Source organism: Acinetobacter sp. 22512, assembly GCF_052044755.1.
GTDB lineage: Bacteria > Pseudomonadota > Gammaproteobacteria > Pseudomonadales > Moraxellaceae > Acinetobacter > Acinetobacter pittii.
In genome coordinates this window covers 204,589-226,194 of the sequence record NZ_JBQENP010000005.1, presented here as the reverse complement: position 1 = coordinate 226,194, position 21,606 = coordinate 204,589, and the positions used below count along the sequence as shown (strand labels likewise).

At 39.9% G+C, this 21,606-nt stretch carries 20 protein-coding genes; 9 read left to right on the top strand and 11 right to left on the bottom strand.

Going from position 1 to position 21,606, the window contains the following annotated elements; all coding sequences use genetic code 11:
* Nucleotides 1-25 precede the first annotated feature (25 nt).
* From ACTJJG_RS08020 to rplU, 4 genes are all read right to left on the bottom strand, one after another.
* Nucleotides 26-826 (bottom strand): RsiV family protein, encoded by an 801-nt coding sequence (locus tag ACTJJG_RS08020; RefSeq protein ID WP_032056634.1) that lies wholly within the window; start codon nt 824-826, stop codon nt 26-28.
* Between the two features lie 116 nt (nt 827-942).
* A complete protein-coding gene (gene lolA, locus ACTJJG_RS08015) occupies nt 943-1,638 on the bottom strand; it encodes an outer membrane lipoprotein chaperone LolA (protein ID WP_004789378.1) in 696 nt (231 codons plus the stop codon).
* 239 nt (nt 1,639-1,877) lie between these two features.
* Entirely contained in the window at nt 1,878-2,135 is a 258-nt protein-coding gene (gene rpmA / locus ACTJJG_RS08010) for a 50S ribosomal protein L27 (RefSeq protein WP_002116037.1), read from the bottom strand.
* A gap of 18 nt (nt 2,136-2,153) precedes the next feature.
* On the bottom strand, nt 2,154-2,465 hold the full coding sequence (gene rplU / locus ACTJJG_RS08005; RefSeq protein WP_000271409.1) for a 50S ribosomal protein L21: 312 nt from the start codon (nt 2,463-2,465) through the stop codon (nt 2,154-2,156).
* Between the two features lie 441 nt (nt 2,466-2,906).
* On the opposite strand from rplU, the gene sdsA reads away from it, so the two are divergent.
* From sdsA to ACTJJG_RS07965, 8 genes are all read left to right on the top strand, one after another.
* The gene (gene sdsA, locus ACTJJG_RS08000; protein ID WP_002116233.1) at nt 2,907-3,884 is read left to right on the top strand and encodes an All-trans-nonaprenyl-diphosphate synthase; all 978 of its coding nucleotides are present in this window, start codon (nt 2,907-2,909) and stop codon (nt 3,882-3,884) included.
* Between the two features lie 14 nt (nt 3,885-3,898).
* Entirely contained in the window at nt 3,899-5,959 is a 2,061-nt protein-coding gene (locus tag ACTJJG_RS07995) for a site-specific recombinase (RefSeq protein WP_069119184.1), read from the top strand.
* Nucleotides 5,960-6,142: 183 nt separating this feature from the next.
* The gene (locus ACTJJG_RS07990; RefSeq protein ID WP_005064516.1) at nt 6,143-6,769 is read left to right on the top strand and encodes a phosphatase PAP2 family protein; all 627 of its coding nucleotides are present in this window, start codon (nt 6,143-6,145) and stop codon (nt 6,767-6,769) included.
* Between the two features lie 24 nt (nt 6,770-6,793).
* Nucleotides 6,794-8,041, top strand: coding sequence for a multidrug efflux RND transporter periplasmic adaptor subunit AdeI (gene adeI / locus ACTJJG_RS07985; protein WP_002116482.1), 1,248 nt, complete (start codon nt 6,794-6,796; stop codon nt 8,039-8,041).
* 12 nt (nt 8,042-8,053) lie between these two features.
* Entirely contained in the window at nt 8,054-11,230 is a 3,177-nt protein-coding gene (gene adeJ, locus ACTJJG_RS07980; RefSeq protein WP_032037323.1) for a multidrug efflux RND transporter permease subunit AdeJ, read from the top strand.
* Complete coding sequence (gene adeK, locus ACTJJG_RS07975) at nt 11,230-12,681, top strand: multidrug efflux RND transporter outer membrane channel subunit AdeK (protein ID WP_032056635.1); 1,452 nt, start codon at nt 11,230-11,232, stop codon at nt 12,679-12,681. Before adeJ ends, adeK begins: the two co-directional genes overlap by 1 nt.
* A gap of 108 nt (nt 12,682-12,789) precedes the next feature.
* On the top strand, nt 12,790-13,140 hold the full coding sequence (locus ACTJJG_RS07970) for a YbjQ family protein (protein ID WP_002116377.1): 351 nt from the start codon (nt 12,790-12,792) through the stop codon (nt 13,138-13,140).
* A 7-nt stretch (nt 13,141-13,147) separates the two neighbouring features.
* Entirely contained in the window at nt 13,148-13,582 is a 435-nt protein-coding gene (locus ACTJJG_RS07965) for a YbjQ family protein (RefSeq protein ID WP_032056636.1), read from the top strand.
* On the opposite strand, the gene ACTJJG_RS07960 is transcribed toward ACTJJG_RS07965, so the two are convergent.
* From ACTJJG_RS07960 to ACTJJG_RS07950, 3 genes are read right to left on the bottom strand one after another with little or no spacing between them, the layout of a single operon-like run.
* The gene (locus ACTJJG_RS07960) at nt 13,579-14,013 is read right to left on the bottom strand and encodes a nuclear transport factor 2 family protein (protein ID WP_002116099.1); all 435 of its coding nucleotides are present in this window, start codon (nt 14,011-14,013) and stop codon (nt 13,579-13,581) included. The two genes, ACTJJG_RS07965 and ACTJJG_RS07960, sit on opposite strands and share 4 nt — an antisense overlap.
* A gap of 53 nt (nt 14,014-14,066) precedes the next feature.
* The gene (locus ACTJJG_RS07955; RefSeq protein ID WP_032056637.1) at nt 14,067-14,873 is read right to left on the bottom strand and encodes an SDR family NAD(P)-dependent oxidoreductase; all 807 of its coding nucleotides are present in this window, start codon (nt 14,871-14,873) and stop codon (nt 14,067-14,069) included.
* 25 nt (nt 14,874-14,898) lie between these two features.
* Nucleotides 14,899-15,570 carry a hypothetical protein gene (locus ACTJJG_RS07950; RefSeq protein ID WP_002116504.1) on the bottom strand — a complete coding sequence of 224 codons (672 nt, stop codon included), beginning with the start codon at nt 15,568-15,570 and terminating at the stop codon, nt 14,899-14,901.
* A gap of 196 nt (nt 15,571-15,766) precedes the next feature.
* Between ACTJJG_RS07950 and ACTJJG_RS07945 the strand changes: the two genes are divergently transcribed.
* Nucleotides 15,767-18,664 carry a valine--tRNA ligase gene (locus ACTJJG_RS07945; protein ID WP_032056638.1) on the top strand — a complete coding sequence of 966 codons (2,898 nt, stop codon included), beginning with the start codon at nt 15,767-15,769 and terminating at the stop codon, nt 18,662-18,664.
* Between the two features lie 47 nt (nt 18,665-18,711).
* On the opposite strand, the gene ACTJJG_RS07940 is transcribed toward ACTJJG_RS07945, so the two are convergent.
* The 4 genes from ACTJJG_RS07940 to ACTJJG_RS07925 all read right to left on the bottom strand — a co-directional run bounded on the left by ACTJJG_RS07940 (nt 18,712) and on the right by ACTJJG_RS07925 (nt 21,592).
* The gene (locus tag ACTJJG_RS07940) at nt 18,712-18,888 is read right to left on the bottom strand and encodes a hypothetical protein (RefSeq protein WP_153884502.1); all 177 of its coding nucleotides are present in this window, start codon (nt 18,886-18,888) and stop codon (nt 18,712-18,714) included.
* Between the two features lie 102 nt (nt 18,889-18,990).
* A complete protein-coding gene (locus ACTJJG_RS07935) occupies nt 18,991-19,374 on the bottom strand; it encodes a hypothetical protein (RefSeq protein WP_032056639.1) in 384 nt (127 codons plus the stop codon).
* Between the two features lie 201 nt (nt 19,375-19,575).
* Nucleotides 19,576-20,592, bottom strand: coding sequence for a molecular chaperone DnaJ (locus ACTJJG_RS07930; protein ID WP_032056640.1), 1,017 nt, complete (start codon nt 20,590-20,592; stop codon nt 19,576-19,578).
* Between the two features lie 94 nt (nt 20,593-20,686).
* A complete protein-coding gene (locus ACTJJG_RS07925) occupies nt 20,687-21,592 on the bottom strand; it encodes an AEC family transporter (protein WP_032056641.1) in 906 nt (301 codons plus the stop codon).
* Nucleotides 21,593-21,606: the final 14 nt, after the last annotated feature.

Below are 21,606 nucleotides of genomic sequence, written 5' to 3'. Positions count from 1 at the left end.
CAATTCTTAGAATAGATCACTTATTTTAAAAGTTATAGTTTGGCACACTTGGCAAATACTCAGGTTTAATGAACTTACCCGCTTCAAAATATGGCAGCGTTAATTCAGACATTCCCTCTGCATATGAAGCCAGCTCATAAATTGGATAGACAAATACAATGCCATTAGCACCATAGTAGAAATTATCGCTTAGCTGAAGTTTTTCACGGCTAATATTGTGTGCTTGAAGCCAATTTGTATTTGCTTCAAAAAGAGCATCAACCAATTGTTTTTCAACATCTGGCTGAATAAGTTCAGCAACAGTAATGTGCTTTTTATTTAATAAATCAAAATTTACAAATTCTTGATGAGACATGCCGTGTGCGGCACCAGCTGAGTACGAATAAGTCTGTAATGCAAAGGTGGCAAGGTTATAGTTTTGCCCTAAATAGCGAACATAAATTGCACTCTGACTTGAACTTGGTTCACCTTCAGGTACTTCAACTGGTTGATCGGCTAAATTTGCAAAAGCATTCGGATCTGCTTTCTTTATACGATTGGTGAAGTAATCATTAATCCATTTTTGATTGGTCTGTACTGTTTGAAAATCATACTCAGTACAACCATCTTCTAAGCAAACTTTTGATTTTGGCAATTTTACTGGGATTACTTTTGCTTGAATTACAGGAACACCAGCCTCTTTCGTTTCTTTAACTTTTGCAGTCGAAGCAGCCTGCTCTTCTTTGGCTGCCGACTTTGGTTGGCAACCAGTCACCATTGCCATTGCAGCCATTAATGGAAGAATACAAATAATTTTCTTATCGTAAAGTCGCATAATAATCCCCATGAATTTACTTCTAACACTATACAAAGCGTAAGAATAAGACGGGGTTAAAAAATGTATCTGTTTCTCTTATATAAAAAAAGCTACCTTTTACGGTAGCTTTTTTGAAGAGGCTTTAATTATTGGTCAATAACATCCGTACCCTTTGGCGGTGTAAAGTTAAAGACTGATGCCGGAATTGAAGCATTTACTTTAACGTTCTTAAAGCGTACATAGGTGGTTTGACCTAATGAGTCTTGTAATACCATAAGTGTAGGCGCTTTATTTGCTCCAAAGCTAATCGTTAAGCTTTGGAATGCCCCATCTTCTTTCTTAGGGAATAATGTGAAATAAAGTTTAGATTTATCAGGTTGTGTTACACGATAAGACTTCATGATTTGGTTGGTATTACCAGAGAGTAATAATGCTGGTGTATCTGCAACCTGATCATCTAAGCTTTGGCGGACCGCTTGTTGTAAATCTGGATCATAGATCCAAACTGTTTTTCCGCTCGTTACAATAGTTTGTTTAGCAGGACTTACTGTTTCCCAATAAAATTTCCCCGGACGCTCAACTTTCATTGAGCCTTTAAATGTCTGGTTCATATGCTGTGCACTTAAACTCTTTTTCTGTGCCACAGTTTTTGTATTGGCTTTAGTTGTTTGTTCAAAGTCGGCAGTTAAACGCTGTAAACCTGATAACTGATTAACCAGGTTCCCAATTGCCTGTTGCTCCGGTGCTGCTACAGGCGCAGCAAACACTGTAGTACTCATTACAGGAGCAAGCACTGACGCGCTAAGTGTAATAGCACACATAGTTTTACGAAGCATATTCATGTCATCACCTTTTTAGTTGCTGTAAGACAACTTACTCTCTTTCATAGTTATGAAACTGAGTAAGCTCTTAATTCAAGACTCATATTAACCGACAAACTCTGTGCTAATCATTGAGAAAATAAGATATTTTGTTATGTTATTCATGTTGTTTGTAGAATTTCATTCATCATGATGAAGATGAATAAAAATAAATGCCATAAAAAAAGCCCACAAAATGTGGGCTTTTTTCGAGCTAAAACTTATACAGTTTCAACTTTTACGTAGCGACGGCCAAATTGACCTTTCACTTCGAATTTTACTACGCCGTCAGCAGTAGCAAATAAAGTATGGTCACGGCCCATACCAACATTTGCACCAGCATGGAACTCTGTACCACGTTGACGAACGATGATGTTACCAGCAGTTACAGCTTGACCGCCGTAAACTTTAACACCTAACATTTTTGGGTTTGAATCACGACCGTTCTTCGTCGATCCACCGGCTTTTTTAGTTGCCATGTCTCTTACTCCTCGTGATTAGCCTGAAATACCAGTAATTTTCAACTCAGTGAACCATTGACGGTGACCTTGTTGTTTACGGTAGTGTTTACGACGACGCATTTTGATGATGCGGATTTTGTCGTGACGACCATGACCAATCACTTCTGCAGTTACTTTAGCGCCAGCTACAACTGGAGCACCGATTTGAATGTTGTCACCGTTTACAACCATTAATACATCATCAAATGTAATAGTCGCACCAGATTCAGCTTTCAATAATTCAACTTTAAGGGTTTCGCCCTCAACTACACGGTGCTGTTTACCACCGCTTTGGATTACTGCGTACATAATGTACTCCAATCAGCCCGTGTCGTCGTGTCGATAAAGGGATATATCGATCTTAAAACGATCGCCACTGGGGTTATACAAGGCGACAGATTTTAAGTGAAATTTGATCAAACGACAAGTATTTTCTATCTATCAGTAAAGCATGATCCCCTATTCTTACAAAATCAAACAGCTTGGACTGGAATTTAGCAGTTTTCATTGATTCTGAATGAAAATTAAAATACAGTTCCAAACACAAATTGCGTCAAGAACAAGTTGTATTAATGCTGATGTCATTAAATTTATTGTTTTGCCGAAAACATCGTATTTTGCTTAAATAAAGAACAAAAAACGCTTAAAAACAATAGAAATGATTAATATCAGCCACTTGTTAACCTGTGCAACACATCTTTAATTGATACACTAACGCCACTTATCTACCAATACGGGGTTTTTCTTCATATGGTCATCGATTTCAAGCAAGACATTCTTGCGCCTGTTGCTTCAGACTTCGCTGCGATGGATCACTTGATTAATGAAGGAATTAGCTCAAAAGTCGGTTTAGTCATGTCTGTCAGCAAACACGTCGTTGAAGCTGGCGGAAAGCGTATGCGTCCAATCATGTGTTTGCTTGCAGCACGTGCTTGTGGTTTAGATAACATGGCAAATGCACAGCGTTTAGCTGCAATCATTGAAATGTTACATACCGCGACACTGGTCCATGATGATGTGGTAGATGAATCTGGCCTTCGTCGTGGTCGCCCTACAGCAAATGCTACATGGAACAATCAGACAGCTGTTTTAGTCGGTGACTTCCTGATCGCCCGTGCTTTCGATTTACTGGTCGATTTAAACAACATGACTTTATTGAAAGACTTTTCAACAGGTACATGTGAAATTGCTGAAGGTGAAGTATTACAACTTCAATCACAGCATCAACCAGATACAACTGAAGAAACTTATTTAAAAATTATTCATGGTAAAACGTCTCGCCTGTTTGAGCTGGCTACAGAAGGTGCTGCTATTTTGGCGGGGCAAGAAGCGTATCGTGAGCCATTAAGATTGTTTGCCGGTCATTTTGGTAATGCATTCCAAATTATTGATGATATTTTAGACTACACCTCTGATGCTGAAACATTAGGTAAAAATATTGGTGATGATTTAATGGAAGGTAAGCCAACTTTACCGTTAATTTCTGCATTAGCACGCTCAACAGGTGAAGAGCATGCGATTATTCGTCGCAGTATCGCAACCGGTGGAGTAGACCAACTATCTCAGGTCATCGAAATTGTACAGAAGTCTGGTGCTTTAGATTATTGCAACCAACGTGCCCAAGAAGAAACAGAAGCAGCACTGCAAGCTTTATCAAACCTACCCGATACACCGTATCGTCAGGCTTTGATTAACTTAACTCAGCTTGCGTTACATCGAATACAATAGATATTATTTTGCCTATGCATATAAATTTTTCAGATCTTTTTTTAAAAATAGAGAAGCAGCTTGAGGATCCTCAAGCTGTCATTGATGAAAATCTACTGATTGAACTCGTCAATGTCATCCGACCATCCAACCCACAAGATACGGATGAAATTAAGAAAAAAATACAGGCTTTTATTGAAAGTCTTTTGCGCACACCTACAGCGCCCTTCTTACTACAAACTTTTTTATTACGTTTAATTAATCGCTATAAGCAAGTTAGTTTATATGCTGATAGTGGAATTTTGTCTTTAGATGGTTTCTGGAACCAGCTTGGGCAAAGACTCGGAGCACATTTTTTACCTTTAATAGAAGATGCAAGCCAACTCAAAATATTAATTGGAAAAATTTTCTATTTAGAAAGTGACAAAATCTGGCTCAATAATATTGATGATGAAGATTGGGCAAATTTATTTAGCCTTATTGGGCAAAGCCAAAGTAATGTCGATGAGAAGTTAGTCATTCAAAGTGAAATGATTAAAGCCATTACAGTCCTATCTTATCGAATTAGTGGAATTGGTCTTTATCCCGAATTTATTAACGCTCAGCCAGAATTAACAGAATATGAGTCGCCGTTTTTAGTTCAGAACCGTGAAATTATTGAGTTTATTGAAAAGTATAAAAAACAAGAAATTTCTGAACATGAAATTGCAGTTATTTCCCCGCCCGATGCATCACAAGCATTTGTTATGTTGGAACAATGCCGAGATGTGGTTTTAAAGATTCGCCGTGCGACCAAAAGAATTGGTGTCAGCTTAAGTTTGACTTACTTACTGTCACTACTTGAGCAATGTCTTGATCGAATTGAGTTATTACTTTATCTGGTCGTAGATAACACTAAAGGGAAATATGTTTCTTTAGGACATCTTATTTCCGATTTAACCAAGGCACATTACAGCGAAAAAAGTGTTCGCTCATTACTCAGTACGACTAGTGAACTCATTGCCTTTCAGGTAACAGAAAATGCTAGCCGAACAGGTGAACATTACGTAAGTACAGATACCAAAGGCTTTTGGGGAATGTATAAAGCTGCCGCTGGTGCAGGTGTCATTATTGCCTTTATGGCATCTTTAAAAATTCTTGCTGCAAGAATGACAATGGCCCCGCTCATGCAAGCCTTTACGTTCAGTATGAATTATTCTCTGGGTTTCATTCTGATTCATGTTCTGCACTTTACTGTTGCAACTAAACAACCCGCTATGACTGCTGCGGCCCTCGCTGCAACAGTGCAGCAACGTAAAGGCTCTAAAACAGCTCAGATTGCAGAGTTAGCGGCGCTTATTATTAATATTATCCGAACGCAATTTATTGCTATTTTGGGCAATATTTCAATTGCGATCCCTACTGCCGCACTTATTACTTTTGCTTGGCAGTTTTACCTTGATGAACCGTTATTAACCCATACTAAAGCAACTTATCTACTACACAGCCTAAACCCCTTTACGTCATTAGCCGTGCCACATGCCGCAATTGCGGGAGTATGTCTATTTTTGTCCGGCCTGATTGCTGGATATTTTGACAACATGGCTGTTTATCGAAAAGTTGGTCCACGCTTAAGAGCACATCGTCGTTTAGCTAACTGGTTTGGGCAAGATCGCCTTAACCGTTTTGCTGAATATATTCAACGTAATTTAGGTGCATTAGCCGGTAACTTCTTATTCGGTATTATGCTAGGAAGTATGGGGACCATAGGCTTTATCCTAGGTCTACCTTTAGATATTCGCCATATTGCCTTTGCATCCGCTAACTTTATTCAAGGTTTAATGACTATTAACGGCAGCCCAGATATCGGACTGATTATCGTGTCCTTTCTTGGTGTGCTATGCATTGGTCTCACTAACTTATTTGTGAGTTTCACCTTAACGATTATTGTGGCATTACGAGCGCGTCGAGTCCGCTTTGAACAATGGAAACCTTTAGCCAAATTGGTCATGACCCATTTTTTAACTCGTCCAAGCGATTTTTTCTGGCCACCGAAACAACCATTAGAACTTGAAGAAAACACCTCAACAAATAACGGGAAAAAAGCAGACCACTAAGAATTTTGCTTTGTACACAAAATGTGATTTTCGTCAATTTTGTTGTGATTGTTTTTCCAAATGTTAAAAAATTTTCAAAATGAATTTACGATGATCTATCAGGCTTGAAAAAAAGTGTACTGGCAAGTACACTTTTAACGGCTTTCAGTAGTAGACACTGCTTGAACAAGCAAAGGTATATACATGCCCTATTTATTGCTTTTTATTGGTTGTATTTTTTTAGGATTAGGTGTTCTTGGTCTTTTTGTACCAAGACTTCAATCTTTGGATCTTCTCACCGTTCAAATATTGAGTGAAAATCGATCAGATTATCTTAACTCTATTACGACCTTTCTAGCACGTGTAGGTGGTATGCCTTTTGTATGTTTTTTATCCTTATTGGTGTGTATATATCAAGCATGGTATAAAAAATATATTACTGTTATTTTCATTAGCGTGGGTGTTCTTGGCAGTATCATCACGGGTTGGCTGCTCAAGTGGTGTGTTGACCGTCCAAGACCTCCACAGGTATATCATATTGTCGAAAGTTATGGTGCATCGTTCCCAAGTGCACATAGTGTTTATGCATCAACACTGGCTTGTATGGCAATGATAATGTTATGCCATAAGCCCAACACTAACTCTCCTTATATCATTTTGATTTCCTGTCTTTGGTTTATCTGCATGGGGCTTTCAAGAATATATGCTGGAGTTCATTTTCCAACAGATGTACTCGCCGGTTGGGGCATAGGTTTTATTTGGATTGCACTGCTTTGGCTCTGGTTATTACAAACACAAAGTAGGTTAAGTAGAAAACAAATATATTTTTAGATTTTATCTAAACGAGGTGGAACAATGATGTCGGCTAAGCTTTGGGCTCCTGCCCTTACTGCTTGCGCATTAGCAACAAGTATCGCACTTGTTGGTTGTAGCAAAGGCTCCGATGAGAAACAGCAAGCTGCTGCTGCTCAGAAAATGCCGCCTGCAGAAGTAGGTGTTATTGTTGCTCAACCACAAAGTGTTGAACAAAGCGTTGAACTCTCCGGCCGTACTTCAGCATATCAAATTTCTGAAGTTCGCCCTCAAACAAGTGGTGTGATTTTAAAACGCTTGTTTGCTGAAGGAAGTTACGTTCGTGAAGGACAGGCTCTATATGAACTGGATTCTCGAACTAACCGTGCAACGCTTGAAAATGCAAAGGCTACCCTTTTACAACAACAGGCAAATCTAGCTTCACTACGTACTAAGTTAAACCGTTATAAGCAACTTGTTTCAAGTAACGCTGTATCTAAACAAGAATATGACGACTTACTTGGTCAGGTTAATGTTGCCGAAGCACAAGTTTCTGCTGCAAAAGCTCAAGTAACGAATGCAAATGTTGATCTTGGCTACTCTACAATTCGCTCACCAATTTCTGGTCAGTCTGGACGTTCTTCTGTAACAGCAGGTGCTTTAGTCACTGCTAACCAAACTGACCCTTTAGTGACGATTCAACAGTTAGATCCGATCTATGTTGACATTAACCAGTCTAGTGCCGAGTTATTACGTTTACGTCAACAACTTAGCAAAGGCAGTTTGAACAATAGTAACAACACGAAAGTGAAATTGAAGCTCGAAGATGGTTCAACTTACCCAATCGAAGGACAACTTGCTTTCTCTGATGCCTCTGTAAATCAGGATACAGGAACGATTACTTTACGTGCCGTATTCTCAAACCCGAATCATCTGTTACTTCCAGGCATGTATACCACTGCACAGATTGTTCAAGGTGTAGTTCCTAATGCTTACCTGATTCCTCAAGCTGCAATTACACGTTTACCTACAGGTCAAGCTGTAGCAATGCTTGTTAATGCCAAAGGTGCTGTTGAGAGTCGTCCTGTTGAAACCTCTGGTGTTCAAGGACAAAACTGGATTGTGACTAACGGTCTTAAAGCTGGTGATAAAGTGATTGTTGACGGTGTTGCCAAAGTTAAAGAAGGGCAAGAAGTTTCAGCAAAACCTTACCAAGCTCAACCAGCGAATCCACAAGGTGCAGCTCCAAATGCGACAAAACCGGCTCAATCAGGTAAACCTCAAGCAGAACAGAAAGCATCTAATGCATAAGGGGTAGATTGAATGGCACAATTTTTTATTCATCGCCCCATTTTTGCGTGGGTGATTGCATTAGTCATTATGTTGGCAGGTATTCTCACGCTAACAAAAATGCCTATTGCACAGTATCCGACGATTGCACCACCGACAGTTACAATTGCTGCAACTTATCCTGGTGCATCTGCTGAGACTGTTGAAAACACTGTAACCCAGATCATTGAACAACAAATGAATGGTCTAGATGGTTTACGCTACATTTCATCTAACAGTGCTGGTAACGGTCAGGCCTCTATTCAATTAAACTTTGAACAAGGTATTGATCCAGATATTGCACAGGTTCAGGTTCAAAACAAATTGCAATCTGCAACTGCGCTTTTACCTGAAGATGTACAGCGTCAAGGTGTAACAGTAACTAAATCTGGTGCAAGCTTCTTGCAAGTTATTGCATTCTACTCACCAGATAACAGCCTTTCTGACTCGGACATTAAAGACTACGTAAACTCATCAATTAAAGAACCACTTAGCCGTGTTGCTGGTGTGGGTGAGGTACAGGTCTTTGGTGGTTCATACGCAATGCGTATTTGGCTTGATCCAGCTAAGTTAACCAGTTATCAACTAACTCCTAGTGATATTGCGACAGCTTTACAAGCGCAAAACTCACAAGTAGCAGTAGGTCAATTAGGTGGTGCACCAGCTGTACAAGGTCAAGTGCTTAATGCAACAGTGAATGCACAAAGTTTGCTGCAAACACCTGAACAGTTTAAAAATATCTTCTTAAAGAACACAGCATCTGGTGCTGAGGTTCGTTTAAAAGATGTTGCGCGTGTAGAGTTAGGTTCTGATAACTATCAGTTTGACTCGAAGTTTAACGGTAAACCTGCTGGTGGTCTTGCAATTAAAATTGCAACTGGTGCCAACGCACTTGATACCGCAGAAGCTGTTGAACATCGTTTATCTGAATTACGTAAGAACTATCCAACAGGTCTTGCAGATAAACTAGCTTATGACACGACTCCATTTATTCGTCTTTCAATTGAAAGTGTTGTACACACATTAATTGAAGCGGTAGTTTTAGTATTCATTGTGATGTTCTTGTTCTTACAGAACTGGCGCGCAACGATTATTCCAACACTTGCTGTACCTGTTGTTGTGTTAGGTACATTCGCTGTTATTAATATCTTTGGCTTCTCAATTAACACCTTAACCATGTTCGCCATGGTATTGGCAATTGGTCTTCTGGTCGATGACGCCATCGTTGTCGTCGAAAACGTCGAACGTGTTATGAGTGAAGAGCATACCGATCCAGTCACGGCGACGTCACGATCAATGCAACAGATTTCTGGTGCGTTAATTGGTATCACAAGCGTATTAACAGCGGTATTCGTACCAATGGCATTCTTTGGTGGTACAACTGGTGTAATTTACCGTCAGTTCTCGATTACCCTTGTAACAGCAATGGTTCTATCGTTAATTGTAGCGTTAACATTTACACCGGCACTTTGTGCAACCATTTTAAAACAGCATGATCCAAACAAAGCACCAAGTAATAATATTTTTGCTCGTTTCTTTAGAGGCTTTAACAATGGTTTTGACCGCATGTCGCATAGCTACCAAAATGGTGTTAACCGCATGCTTAAGGGCAAAATCTTCTCTGGCGTGCTTTACGCTGTAGTTATTGCTTTATTAGTGTTCTTGTTCCAAAAACTCCCATCTTCATTCTTACCGGAAGAAGATCAGGGTGTGGTAATGACACTTGTTCAATTACCGCCAAATGCAACGCTTGACCGTACAGGTAAAGTGATTGACACCATGACAAACTTCTTTATGAATGAAAAAGATACAGTGGAATCGATTTTCACCGTTTCGGGCTTCTCATTCACAGGTGTTGGTCAAAATGCTGGTATCGGCTTCGTTAAATTGAAAGACTGGAGTGAACGTACTTCACCAGAAACTCAAATTGGCGCATTGATTCAGCGTGGTATGGCATTGAACATGATCGTTAAAGACGCATCTTACATCATGCCTTTACAGCTTCCAGCAATGCCTGAACTCGGTGTAACAGCCGGATTCAACTTGCAACTTAAAGATTCAAGTGGTCAAGGCCATGAGAAACTTATTGCCGCACGTAATACGATCTTAGGTTTGGCTGCACAAGATAAACGTCTTGTGGGTGTTCGCCCTAATGGTCAAGAAGATACACCTCAGTATCAAATTAATGTAGACCAAGCTCAAGCTGGTGCCATGGGTGTGAGTATTGCCGAAATTAACAATACGATGCGTATTGCATGGGGTGGCTCATACATTAACGACTTCGTTGACCGTGGCCGTGTGAAAAAAGTTTATGTTCAAGGTGATGCGGGTAGCCGTATGATGCCTGAAGACTTAAACAAGTGGTATGTACGTAATAACAAAGGCGAAATGGTACCGTTCTCTGCATTTGCTACTGGCGAATGGACATATGGTTCTCCACGTCTTGAACGTTATAACGGCGTATCATCGGTTAACATTCAAGGTACACCTGCACCTGGCGTGAGCTCTGGTGACTCGATGAAAGCGATGGAAGAAATTATTGATAAGTTACCATCTATGGGCTTACAAGGTTTCGACTATGAATGGACAGGTTTATCACTTGAAGAACGTGAGTCTGGTGCTCAAGCTCCATTCTTATATGCGCTTTCATTGTTAATCGTTTTCCTTTGCTTGGCTGCATTGTATGAAAGCTGGTCTATTCCGTTCTCGGTTTTACTTGTGGTACCACTCGGTATTATTGGTGCAATCGTATTAACTTACTTGGGTATGATTATTAAAGGAGATCCAAATCTCTCAAATAACATTTACTTCCAGGTGGCGATGATCGCGGTAATCGGTCTTTCTGCAAAAAATGCGATCTTAATTGTTGAGTTCGCAAAAGAGCTGCAGGAAAAAGGTGAAGACCTGATTGAAGCAACTTTACATGCTGCAAAAATGCGTTTACGTCCAATCATCATGACTACCCTTGCCTTCGGTTTCGGTGTACTTCCGCTTGCCCTTTCAACAGGTGCAGGTGCAGGAAGTCAGCACTCTGTTGGTTACGGTGTACTCGGTGGCGTACTCAGTGCAACGTTCTTAGGTATCTTCTTTATCCCTGTATTCTATGTGTGGATTCGTAGTATCTTTAAGTACAAACCAAAAACCATAAACACTCAGGAGCATAAATCGTGATGCAAAACGTATGGTCTATTTCAGGTCGTAGCATTGCGGTATCTGCACTTGCGCTTGCTTTGGCAGCTTGTCAAAGCATGCGCGGCCCAGAACCAGTCGTGAAAACCGATATTCCACAAAGCTATGCATATAGCGCTTCTGGTACGTCTATTGCTGAACAGGGTTACAAACAGTTCTTTAGCGATCCTCGTTTGCTCGGAGTGATTGATTTGGCACTTGCCAACAACCGCGACTTACGTACAGCAACGCTCAATATCGAACGTGCTCAACAGCAATATCGAATTACACAGAACAATCAGCTTCCAACAATCGGAGCAAGTGGTAGTGCAATTCGTCAGGTTTCTCAAAGCCGTGATCCGAATAACCCCTACTCTACTTATCAAGTAGGTCTGGGTGTAACTGCCTATGAGCTTGATTTTTGGGGCCGCGTACGTAGCTTAAAAGATGCTGCGTTAGATAGTTATCTTTCAACGCAAAGCGCACGTGATTCGACTCAAATCAGTCTAATCAGTCAAGTGGCTCAAGCATGGTTGAACTATTCTTTCGCAACTGCCAACTTAAGACTTGCAGAGCAAACACTTAAAGCACAGCAAGATTCTTACAATCTCAACAAAAAACGTTTTGATGTGGGCATCGACAGTGAAGTTCCACTACGTCAGGCACAGATTTCTGTAGAAACTGCGCGTAATGATGTAGCAAACTACAAAACACAAATCGCTCAAGCGCAAAACTTGTTGAACTTGTTAGTTGGCCAATCAGTTCCACAAAACTTGTTACCAACCCAACCTGTAAAACGCATTACTCAACAAAATGTATTTACAGCGGGTTTACCAAGCGACTTGCTTAACAACCGTCCAGATGTAAAAGCTGCTGAATATAACTTAAGCGCTGCCGGTGCGAATATCGGTGCTGCAAAAGCACGTTTATTCCCAACCATTAGCTTAACGGGTTCTGCAGGTTATGCATCAACTGACTTAAGTGATCTATTTAAGTCAGGTGGTTTTGTATGGTCAATTGGACCAAGCTTAGACTTACCAATCTTTGACTGGGGCACTCGTCGTGCTAATGTAAAAATTTCTGAAACTGATCAGAAAATTGCATTGTCTGATTATGAAAAATCAGTTCAGTCTGCGTTCCGCGAAGTTAATGACGCGCTTGCAACTCGTGCCAACATTGGTGAGCGTTTAACAGCTCAACAACGTCTAGTAGAAGCAACTAACCGTAACTACACACTTTCAAATGCCCGCTTCCGTGCTGGTATTGATAGTTACTTAACAGTTCTTGATGCACAGCGTTCATCTTATTCAGCAGAACAAGGTTTGTTATTGCTTCAACAAGCAAACTTAAACAACCAAATCGAGTTATACAAAACTCTAGGTGGTGGTTTAAAAGCAAATACCTCAGATACAGTGGTTAATCAACCATCTAGTGCTGAACTTAAAAAGCAATAAGTTTTAAATAACTTATTCACAAAAGCTCACTTCGGTGGGCTTTTTTATTGCAACTCATCTGAATATTTTTTATCTTGAAACCTTAAGAATTTAGATTGATAAAAAACAATGTTATTAAGTAATTTAGAAAGTGTTCCAGGCCACCAGATTGTAAAGCAGCTGGATGTTGTTTACGGAAGTACCGTTCGTAGTAAGCATGTTGGCCGTGACTTGATGGCAAGTTTAAAAAATATCGTGGGTGGCGAACTGACGGGTTATACCGAATTATTAGAAGAATCTCGCCAAGAAGCCATGCAGCGTATGATTGTAAAAGCCCAACAACTTGGTGCGAATGCAATTGTGGGTATTCGCTTTTCAACTTCCAATATTGCACAAGGTGCTTCTGAGTTATTTGTGTATGGCACAGCAGTGGTTGTGCAGCCTCAAGCACCTCATCTACCTGATCCATTTAATGCATAGGTAGAAAATGGACAATCTTATTTTTCAGCTTGTTATTTTTCTCATTCTTTTCAGCATTGGTTGGGCTTTTGGCCGCCATATTGAACGAAAACATTTGAATGAACTTCTAGAAAAAGAGCAACAATTTGCCCATATCAGAATTGATACCAATCGCTTTACAACAAGCGATCAGCTAGGCCACTTTATTAGCAGTAATGTTGTGATTTCTCATGATTACTTTAAATATGTATTGGCATCTATAAAAAATGTTTTGGGCGGAAGACTGACCAGTTATGAAAGTATTGTTGAGCGTGCTCGCCGAGAGGCAATTGTACGTTTAAAACAACAAGCTCAAAGTGTCGGTGCTACTCATATTATGGGAGTTCGGTTGAGTACAACCGAACTTGGTATGCAAGGCGGAATGGTCGAAGTTTTTGCTTATGGAACAGCAGTTAAAGATTAATACTGCCCAACCTCAGAAAAATGAATGCGCGGGTTGCCAATATTTTTAGTTAAGTGTTGGCAAATTCGGGTAATTTTCCATTGGTCTTGTTGTTTTGCCAAAGTAAAATAATAACGACCAAAAGAATGAAAATAATCATTTTCTGAAAAACGATAAATTTGATAATTACATTCTAGCCATGCTTGATCTTGTTCAATCCGAATTAAAGGATTGCTCAAATTGTGCTGTAGTCGTAAATGGGATAAAGCTTGTTGCCGAGAACCTTTATATTCATGACAAGACACGACACATAAAGGCTCTCCTCTAAATTGGAAATAGTCCACCTCAAGTTGATCTGCCAACAACTCATCAAAAGCATCCCAATTTTTCTGGTCAAAGACCAATTGAAAACGCGTGACGACTTCTAAAATACGGTGATAATCCTGATCCATGGTGAACCTTCTATGCGGGTTTTTCACCAATTTAGCACGGCGAAATCACTTTTTTATTTTACTTTTGTTTTCCGAATCATTTTATAAAGAAGTTTTGGTGACATCCGAGAAACCATCACCCCTAGTTTTTCTTTGGCCCCACCCACAACAATATATTCTTGCCCCTGTACTAAAGCTTTTACAGCTTGCTCTGCAAAAACATCTGCCTCTAAACCATTTTCAATTGCTTCATCTTGATGGCCTTGAGGTTGCCCTGCGCCATTGAGTGCATTAAAAGAAACATTAGTTTTTACGAAACCAGGGAAAATAACTGAAACTTCAACACCTTGATCTGAAACCTCAGCACGTAAACTATTTGCCCACATGTGAATTGCCGCTTTAGCAGCCGAGTAGCTTGCACGGTACTGTGTACCTAATAAACCCGCTACACTCGACACAAATACAACTCTGCCAGACTTCTGTTTTAGCATAGTTGGTAGGACGGTTTTGGTGAGTGCAACTTGTGAGAAATAATCGACTTCCATGATGGCGCGTTCGGTTGCCATGGTCGTGTCTTGAATTAAAGCACGTTGACTCAAACCTGCATTATTGATGAGCCAATCAATACGACCTTTCGCCTTTAAAATCTGCTTATAAGCCTCTTGAACCTGCTTTTCATCAGTAATATCTGCGACCACAGACAAATGATGGTCGGGATTTAATAAACCAACCCGAACCTCTTCTAATTCTTCAAAACGACGCGAGGTCAAAATCAGCTTTGCGCCTTGTAAAGCGAGCTCTCCTGCTAAGGCCTTACCCAAACCAGAAGATGCGCCCGTAATCCATACCACTTTATTTTGCAAAGTATCAAGTTTGGCCATGTGATGTTCCTATTATCTTTTTAAATTATGCTGCTTGATGCATGAAGGCCAAAAAGTGGTTGATATAATGAGTTGCTGTGGTCTGATCGACCTGTGTCCCTAACTTTTCCAAACGTTTATAGCCCAAATGCGTCGTCATGTTGATGACTCCGTTAAGAGTTTTATCGACAACCAAATTAAATTTTAAACGCTTTTTAGGTTCACGTACTAGGCTTGTTACGCCTAAATCCACAATTTGTATGAGCGTTTCAAATGCAGCCGTAATGCTTTGCATATTACCGTCACGAATTTGCTGGGTAAGGGTTTCGGCTTGTTGTACGAGTTGAAGTGTGACCGGATAGGTAATATAAACTTGCTGCCCTTGCTCTTTCATGAGAGATGTCATGTAGTCAACTAAAGGTAAAAGACGTTCATTTCCAAAGAATGAAACTGACCAAGGCATGTATTTTCGAAAAGTCTCTAAAACTTGCTGAATAACTTTTTCAGACTCAGCTTGTTGTTTTGGAGACATGCTTGCATTTCCTGACTGTAAAAGCACAGAAAAAACCTGCTCAATAATTTCACAAGAAAGGTCAGACAATACATCCCCCAAAACTTTTGCCTGACTTTGGCTTACTCCATCATGTAGTTTTTGCCGAATGGCCTCGAATTGGGTATAAGTCGAATCGGAAATTTTCAAAAAAACTTCATAACTCATCAGCAGCATCCTTTTTCAATTCTTTTGTAATTTTTGTGCCGTGTCGCCACACGATTAAATTGTGATCCATCTTTCATAAATCTACCGTTTTTTGAAAAAAATACAAAACCGTTTATCTGTTTTCAGCACATTAATTTCGAGGCATTTTTTTGCTACAATAGATGCAATTTTTTATGCATATTCGATCTAAGCTACTATGACTGACGCTCAAACCGCTCAAAATATTGCAACCACATACGATCCAACCGAGATCGAAAAGAAGTGGTACAAAACGTGGGAAGAACAAGGTTACTTCAAACCTTCTGGTCACGGTGAATCATTCTGTATCATGATTCCGCCACCAAACGTCACTGGTAGTTTGCACATGGGCCATGGTTTTAACAATGCCATTATGGATGCCCTGACCCGTTATAACCGCATGATGGGTAAAAACACTTTGTGGCAACCGGGTACAGACCATGCTGGTATTGCAACTCAAATGGTTGTTGAGCGTCAACTTGGCCTACAAGGTGTAACTCGTCACGACTTAGGCCGTGAAAAGTTCATTGAAAAAGTTTGGGAATGGAAAGAACAATCTGGCGGCACAATTACGAAACAAATTCGTCGCTTAGGTTCTTCGGTAGACTGGTCACGTGAACGCTTCACGATGGACGAAGGTTTATCAAACGCAGTTAAAGAAGTATTCGTTCGTTTGCACGAAGACGGTTTAATTTACCGTGGTAAGCGCCTTGTAAACTGGGACCCTAAACTTCAAACAGCACTTTCTGACCTTGAAGTAGAAAGCAAAGAAGAAAAAGGCTCACTTTGGCACTTTAAATATTTCTTTGAAGACAAATCAGTTAAAACTCAAGACGGCAAAGACTATTTAGTTGTTGCAACAACTCGTCCTGAAACTTTACTCGGCGATACTGCCGTTGCCGTTCATCCAGAAGATGAGCGTTATGCACACCTTGTTGGTAAAAATATTGTATTGCCAATTACGGGTCGTTTAATTCCGATCGTTGCTGACGACTACGTTGAAAAAGACTTCGGTACTGGCTGTGTAAAAATCACGCCTGCTCACGACTTCAATGACTATGACCTAGGTAAACGTAATAGCTTGCCAATCATTAATATCTTCAACAAAAACGCCGAAGTTTTAGGTGAGTTTGAATATATTGCAAAAGCTGGCGAACAAATTTCTAAAACTATTATTGCACCTGCGGACTATGCTGGTTTAGAGCGTTTTGAAGCACGTAAAAAATTAGTTGCTCAAGCTGAAGCTGAAGGTTGGTTAGATCAAATCCAACCGTATGACTTAAAAGCGCCACGTGGCGACCGTTCAGGCGTGATCATTGAACCGTTACTGACTGACCAATGGTATGTAAAAATTGCGCCTCTTGCTGAGCCTGCAATTGAAGCAGTTCAAGATGGCCGTATTAAGTTTGTTCCAGAGCAGTACAGCAACATGTACATGGCGTGGATGCGTGACATTCAAGACTGGTGTATTTCACGTCAGCTTTGGTGGGGTCACCGTATTCCAGCTTGGTACGATGCGAATGGCAACATCTATGTGGGTCGTAACGAAGAAGAAGTACGCGCGAAAAACAACATCGCTGCTGACGTTGAACTTAAACAAGACGAAGATGTTCTTGATACATGGTTCTCATCTGCACTTTGGACATTCTCAACTTTAGGTTGGACTGGCGACGCACAAAAAGATGCAGCAAATGATTTCTTAAAAACTTTCCACCCTACAGATGTGTTGGTGACTGGTTTTGACATCATTTTCTTCTGGGTTGCCCGCATGATCATGATGACCCTACACTTCATGAAAAATGAAGATGGTTCATCTCAAGTTCCATTTAAGACTGTTTACGTTCACGGCTTGGTACGTGATGGTGAAGGTCAAAAAATGTCGAAGTCTAAAGGTAACGTACTCGACCCATTAGACTTGATTGACGGTATTGATTTAGAAAGCTTAGTTGCGAAACGTACAACTGGTCTCATGAACCCGAAAGATGCAGCGAAGATTGAAAAATCAACGCGTAAAGAGTTCCCAGAAGGCATTAATGCTTATGGTACTGACGCAGTTCGTTTCACGTTCTGTGCACTTGCAAACACTGGTCGTGATATCAAGTTCGACTTAAAACGTGTTGAAGGCTACCGTAACTTCTGTAACAAAATCTGGAACGCAACTCGTTTCGTTCTCATGAATGTTGAAGGCCAAACTGTTGGTCAAGAAGCGCGTCCTGATCTATGGGAACTTCCAGAACAATGGATTATCAGCCGTTTGCAAAAAGCAGAAGCTGCTGTACATCAAGCGTTTGCAACGTATCGTTTAGACCTTGCTGCTCAAGCGATTTACGACTTTATCTGGAATGAATACTGTGACTGGTACGTTGAGTTAACTAAACCAGTTCTGAACGATGCAGAAGTTTCAGAAGAGCGTAAAGCTGAAGTACGCCGTGTATTACTTGCAGTGATGGAAGCTTCTTTACGCTTGGCTCATCCGTTAATGCCGTATTTGACAGAAGAAATCTGGCAGACTCTTGCACCAATGCTTGGTCAAGGTGGCCCAACGATTATGACTGCTCAATACCCTATTCCTGAGCAAGCGAAAATCAATGAACAAGCTGAAGCAGATATGCAATGGCTTCAAGGTTTGATTGGTGCAGTACGTAACATTCGTGGTGAGTTAGGCTTAGGTAATGCGCGCTTGTTGCCAGTATTACTTCAAAACACATCTGACGCTGAACGTGAACAAATCATTCGTATTGAAGCATTGTTCAAAGCATTGGCTAAAGTTGAAAGCATTGAGTTCTTGAATAAAGACCAAGAGCCACCTTTGTCTTGCTCTAGCGTTGTTAGCCATGCATCGGTATTTGTACCAATGAAAGGTTTAATTGACCCTAAAGCTGAGCTTGCTCGTTTGCAGAAAGACTTGGATAAAATCCAAAAGCAACACGACCAAATTGCGGGCAAACTTGCAAACGAAGGCTTTGTATCTAAAGCACCAGCAGCGGTGGTTGAAGGTGAAAAAGCGAAGCTTGCTGAGTTTGCTGCTCAGTTAGAGAAAGTTAAAGCGAATATGGAACAGATTGCTGCGCTTTAATACAGTAATTTGATTCAAAAAATCCCCTCTTAGCGAGGGGATTTTTTTTAATTCCAATATGTTTGGATAATTTCTTTCATCCAATTAAATAAGGGAACTATCAATACCATTAACACCTGCTGCCAATATCGCGAACTTTTTGGTTGCTCTTTAATAATGATGATTGGCTGAGGTTTAGCAATATTAGTTCGCTTTTTAGCTTTTGACTTTTTACGTCTAGCCATGAATTCTTTACCTTATAAATAGAATTTTGGACTACACGTTTGAGTTTTTTAATGATATGTCCCAAACGTGTAAATAAATACAGTTTGGTCATAACTCAGGTCTCAAGCAGAAATAGAGAGATTTTTTTGAATGGAAAAATTACGAGTAGTTATAAAAATAATTGGTAAAAATATTAATAGAAATAATTTAAGAATTAATAAAAGTATGCCTGCATTTAATGCACGTTTTTCTAAATTTTTAAGGCATACCACCAAAGCTGACTTTGCAATCTCTTGTTTAACTTCAGACTCGAAATCAAAATAGGATAAAAGTTCAGTTCGTCTAGAATATTTCGAATAAATTTGGTTACTTAGGTACTCTCGATCTTCAAAAGCCCTAAAACTCTGATCTAAAATATGTGATAAAGCGTCTAAGTAATGTTTTAAAGATAGAACTGGTACACCATCCTTAGCCTGTTTAGGCTGATGGCTTTCTTTCTCTTTCAATCTAGTACTTCTATAAGAAATCCAAGATTGTCTGAAACTTATAGCTCTTTCCAAATTTAATATTCTCCAAGTTTAAAAAATTAAAGTTAAAGTATAAACTCCATATATTGTTATCAGGTTAAATAATAAATACTATATATAGGAAAATCAATCTTCAAAATTATACATTGAATCTCTTCCACTCTACCTGAGTGAGCTAGACTAAAGCACCCCATGCCCCAACAACATCTCTACCCCACTCACCTTTTTCATGTGCTTTAAACGTTCCTTTTCCCACTTCAACTGCTGCTTTAACTCAGCACAATCAGCATCTACAGCTTTATAAACATCACTGATATGTACATGCTCTGCTTTTACATTCTTGGCTAGCTGAAAAGAATCTAAAATCTCAGCTATTTGACTTTCAAGCTGCTGACTTTGTGCATCTAAAGCCAGTTTATAAAACCGCAACTGCTCAGCAGATAAGTCTTTAGCACCTAGCCCTTTATTCTGTTCAAGCTGTAACTGGAGTTTGAGTAAATAAAACAAATCCTGCTTTTCGTAGGCCTGACTGGCCTGTTGAAACAGCTCGGTTTTTTCTAATTTTTTAGTTTCATCTTGCTCACGGTCTGGGTGAATCATCGCGGCAATTTTTAAATAAACTGTTTTGAGTGACTGCGCTGCCATTTGCTCAGCTTGTTCACGTTTCTGTTGCTGTCTTTGCTGCTTGGCTTGTTCTCGTGCTTGTTGTTGCTCTGCAGCATACTGTTCAAAGTCTTCTTCTAACTCTGCACTTTGCTCAGTACTTTCATCATATTCAGATTTTATTGGCTGAATTTTTTTAGTCTTTTTTACCAACTCCCCCACATGTTGCTGATAAAAGGTATCGATCTGCTTTACCAGCTCTAACTGTTCAGCAGATAGCATTTTGGAGCGCTTCAACGTTTGTGCAAGTTGGGCAATTTTTTCATCTAGTTGTTGTATATCCGCTTTGGAAAACTCATGGCTATGTAACATATTCCAAAGTTGAGACAACTGCTGAAATAAGACTTCATGTAAATCACTATACACAGGCATCAGTTTTTGCCGTATGTGCTGTTGAATCTCGGCTTGCGCATTTTGCCAAGTGCTCAGGCTAACTTTTTGCTGTTCTATTTTATCAATCAGGCGATTCAGTTTTTTCTGCTGTACAGACGGTTCAGACCTTTGCTGCAAGCTCACTTTGAGATCAAAGGACATACTCATCCACCTGAAAAAGAAAAAAGTGTAGCAATAATCAGATGAGGAAGGTAGCAAAGCATTCTTTAAATACGACTTATCTAAAATTTATATCTTAAGAAATCCACCAAATCACTAATGGCAAGGTTACTGCGGCACATAGAGTTTGAAAGCTAATCACGGCTGCCATGAGCTGACTATCGCCACCCAAAACTTTGGTTAAAATGTAGGAAGCGGAAGCAGTCGGTAGTGCAAAGAAAATAACTAAAATTTGTGTTTGCAAACTTGGCAAACCAAACCACATGCAGACCGCGTAAGCCAAAGCAGGCACTGCTAAAAGTCGTGCAAAAGTGTCTGCCGCCAACACGACAATATCTTTTTTAATTTGCATAAACTGTAAAGCTGCACCAACACATAACAAACCTAATGGCAAACTCGACACTGAAAAAAGCTTAATAAACTGACTAAAGCCTTCCCAAATCGGGATGTGAAGTGCATTGACTGCTGCCCCTACTACACACGATGCAATTAAAGGATTTTTAAGAAGTGCAATTAAAATAGGTTTAATTGCCATGTGTTCTTTAGAAGTTAATGCAAGTACCGAAATAATGTTCACAAGTGGAATGCAAAGCGCCAATAAAATTGCCAGTATTGCCATTCCTTCACTTTTAAAAAGCGAAGTGACTAAAGCCAAACCAATATAGGTATTAAAGCGAACCATACTTTGTACATGCACACCAAAACGTGCAGGCGGTATGTGCCAAAACATTCGGAGTATGTATAAAAAGATAGTCACAGCTAAAACCACAATCACCATCGCAATAATGGCTGTACTTAAGCTTTGTAAGTCAATTTTTGTGGTCGATAGCGTACTAAAAAGCAAAGCTGGAAATAAAATATAGTAATTTAGCTTCTCTGCCCCAGCCCAAAACTCATCGCTAAAAAAACGATATTTTTTAAATAAGTATCCCGATGCAATTAATGCAACTAAAGGAAAAAGAGATAAAACAATACTATTCATTTCTTTACTCGAGT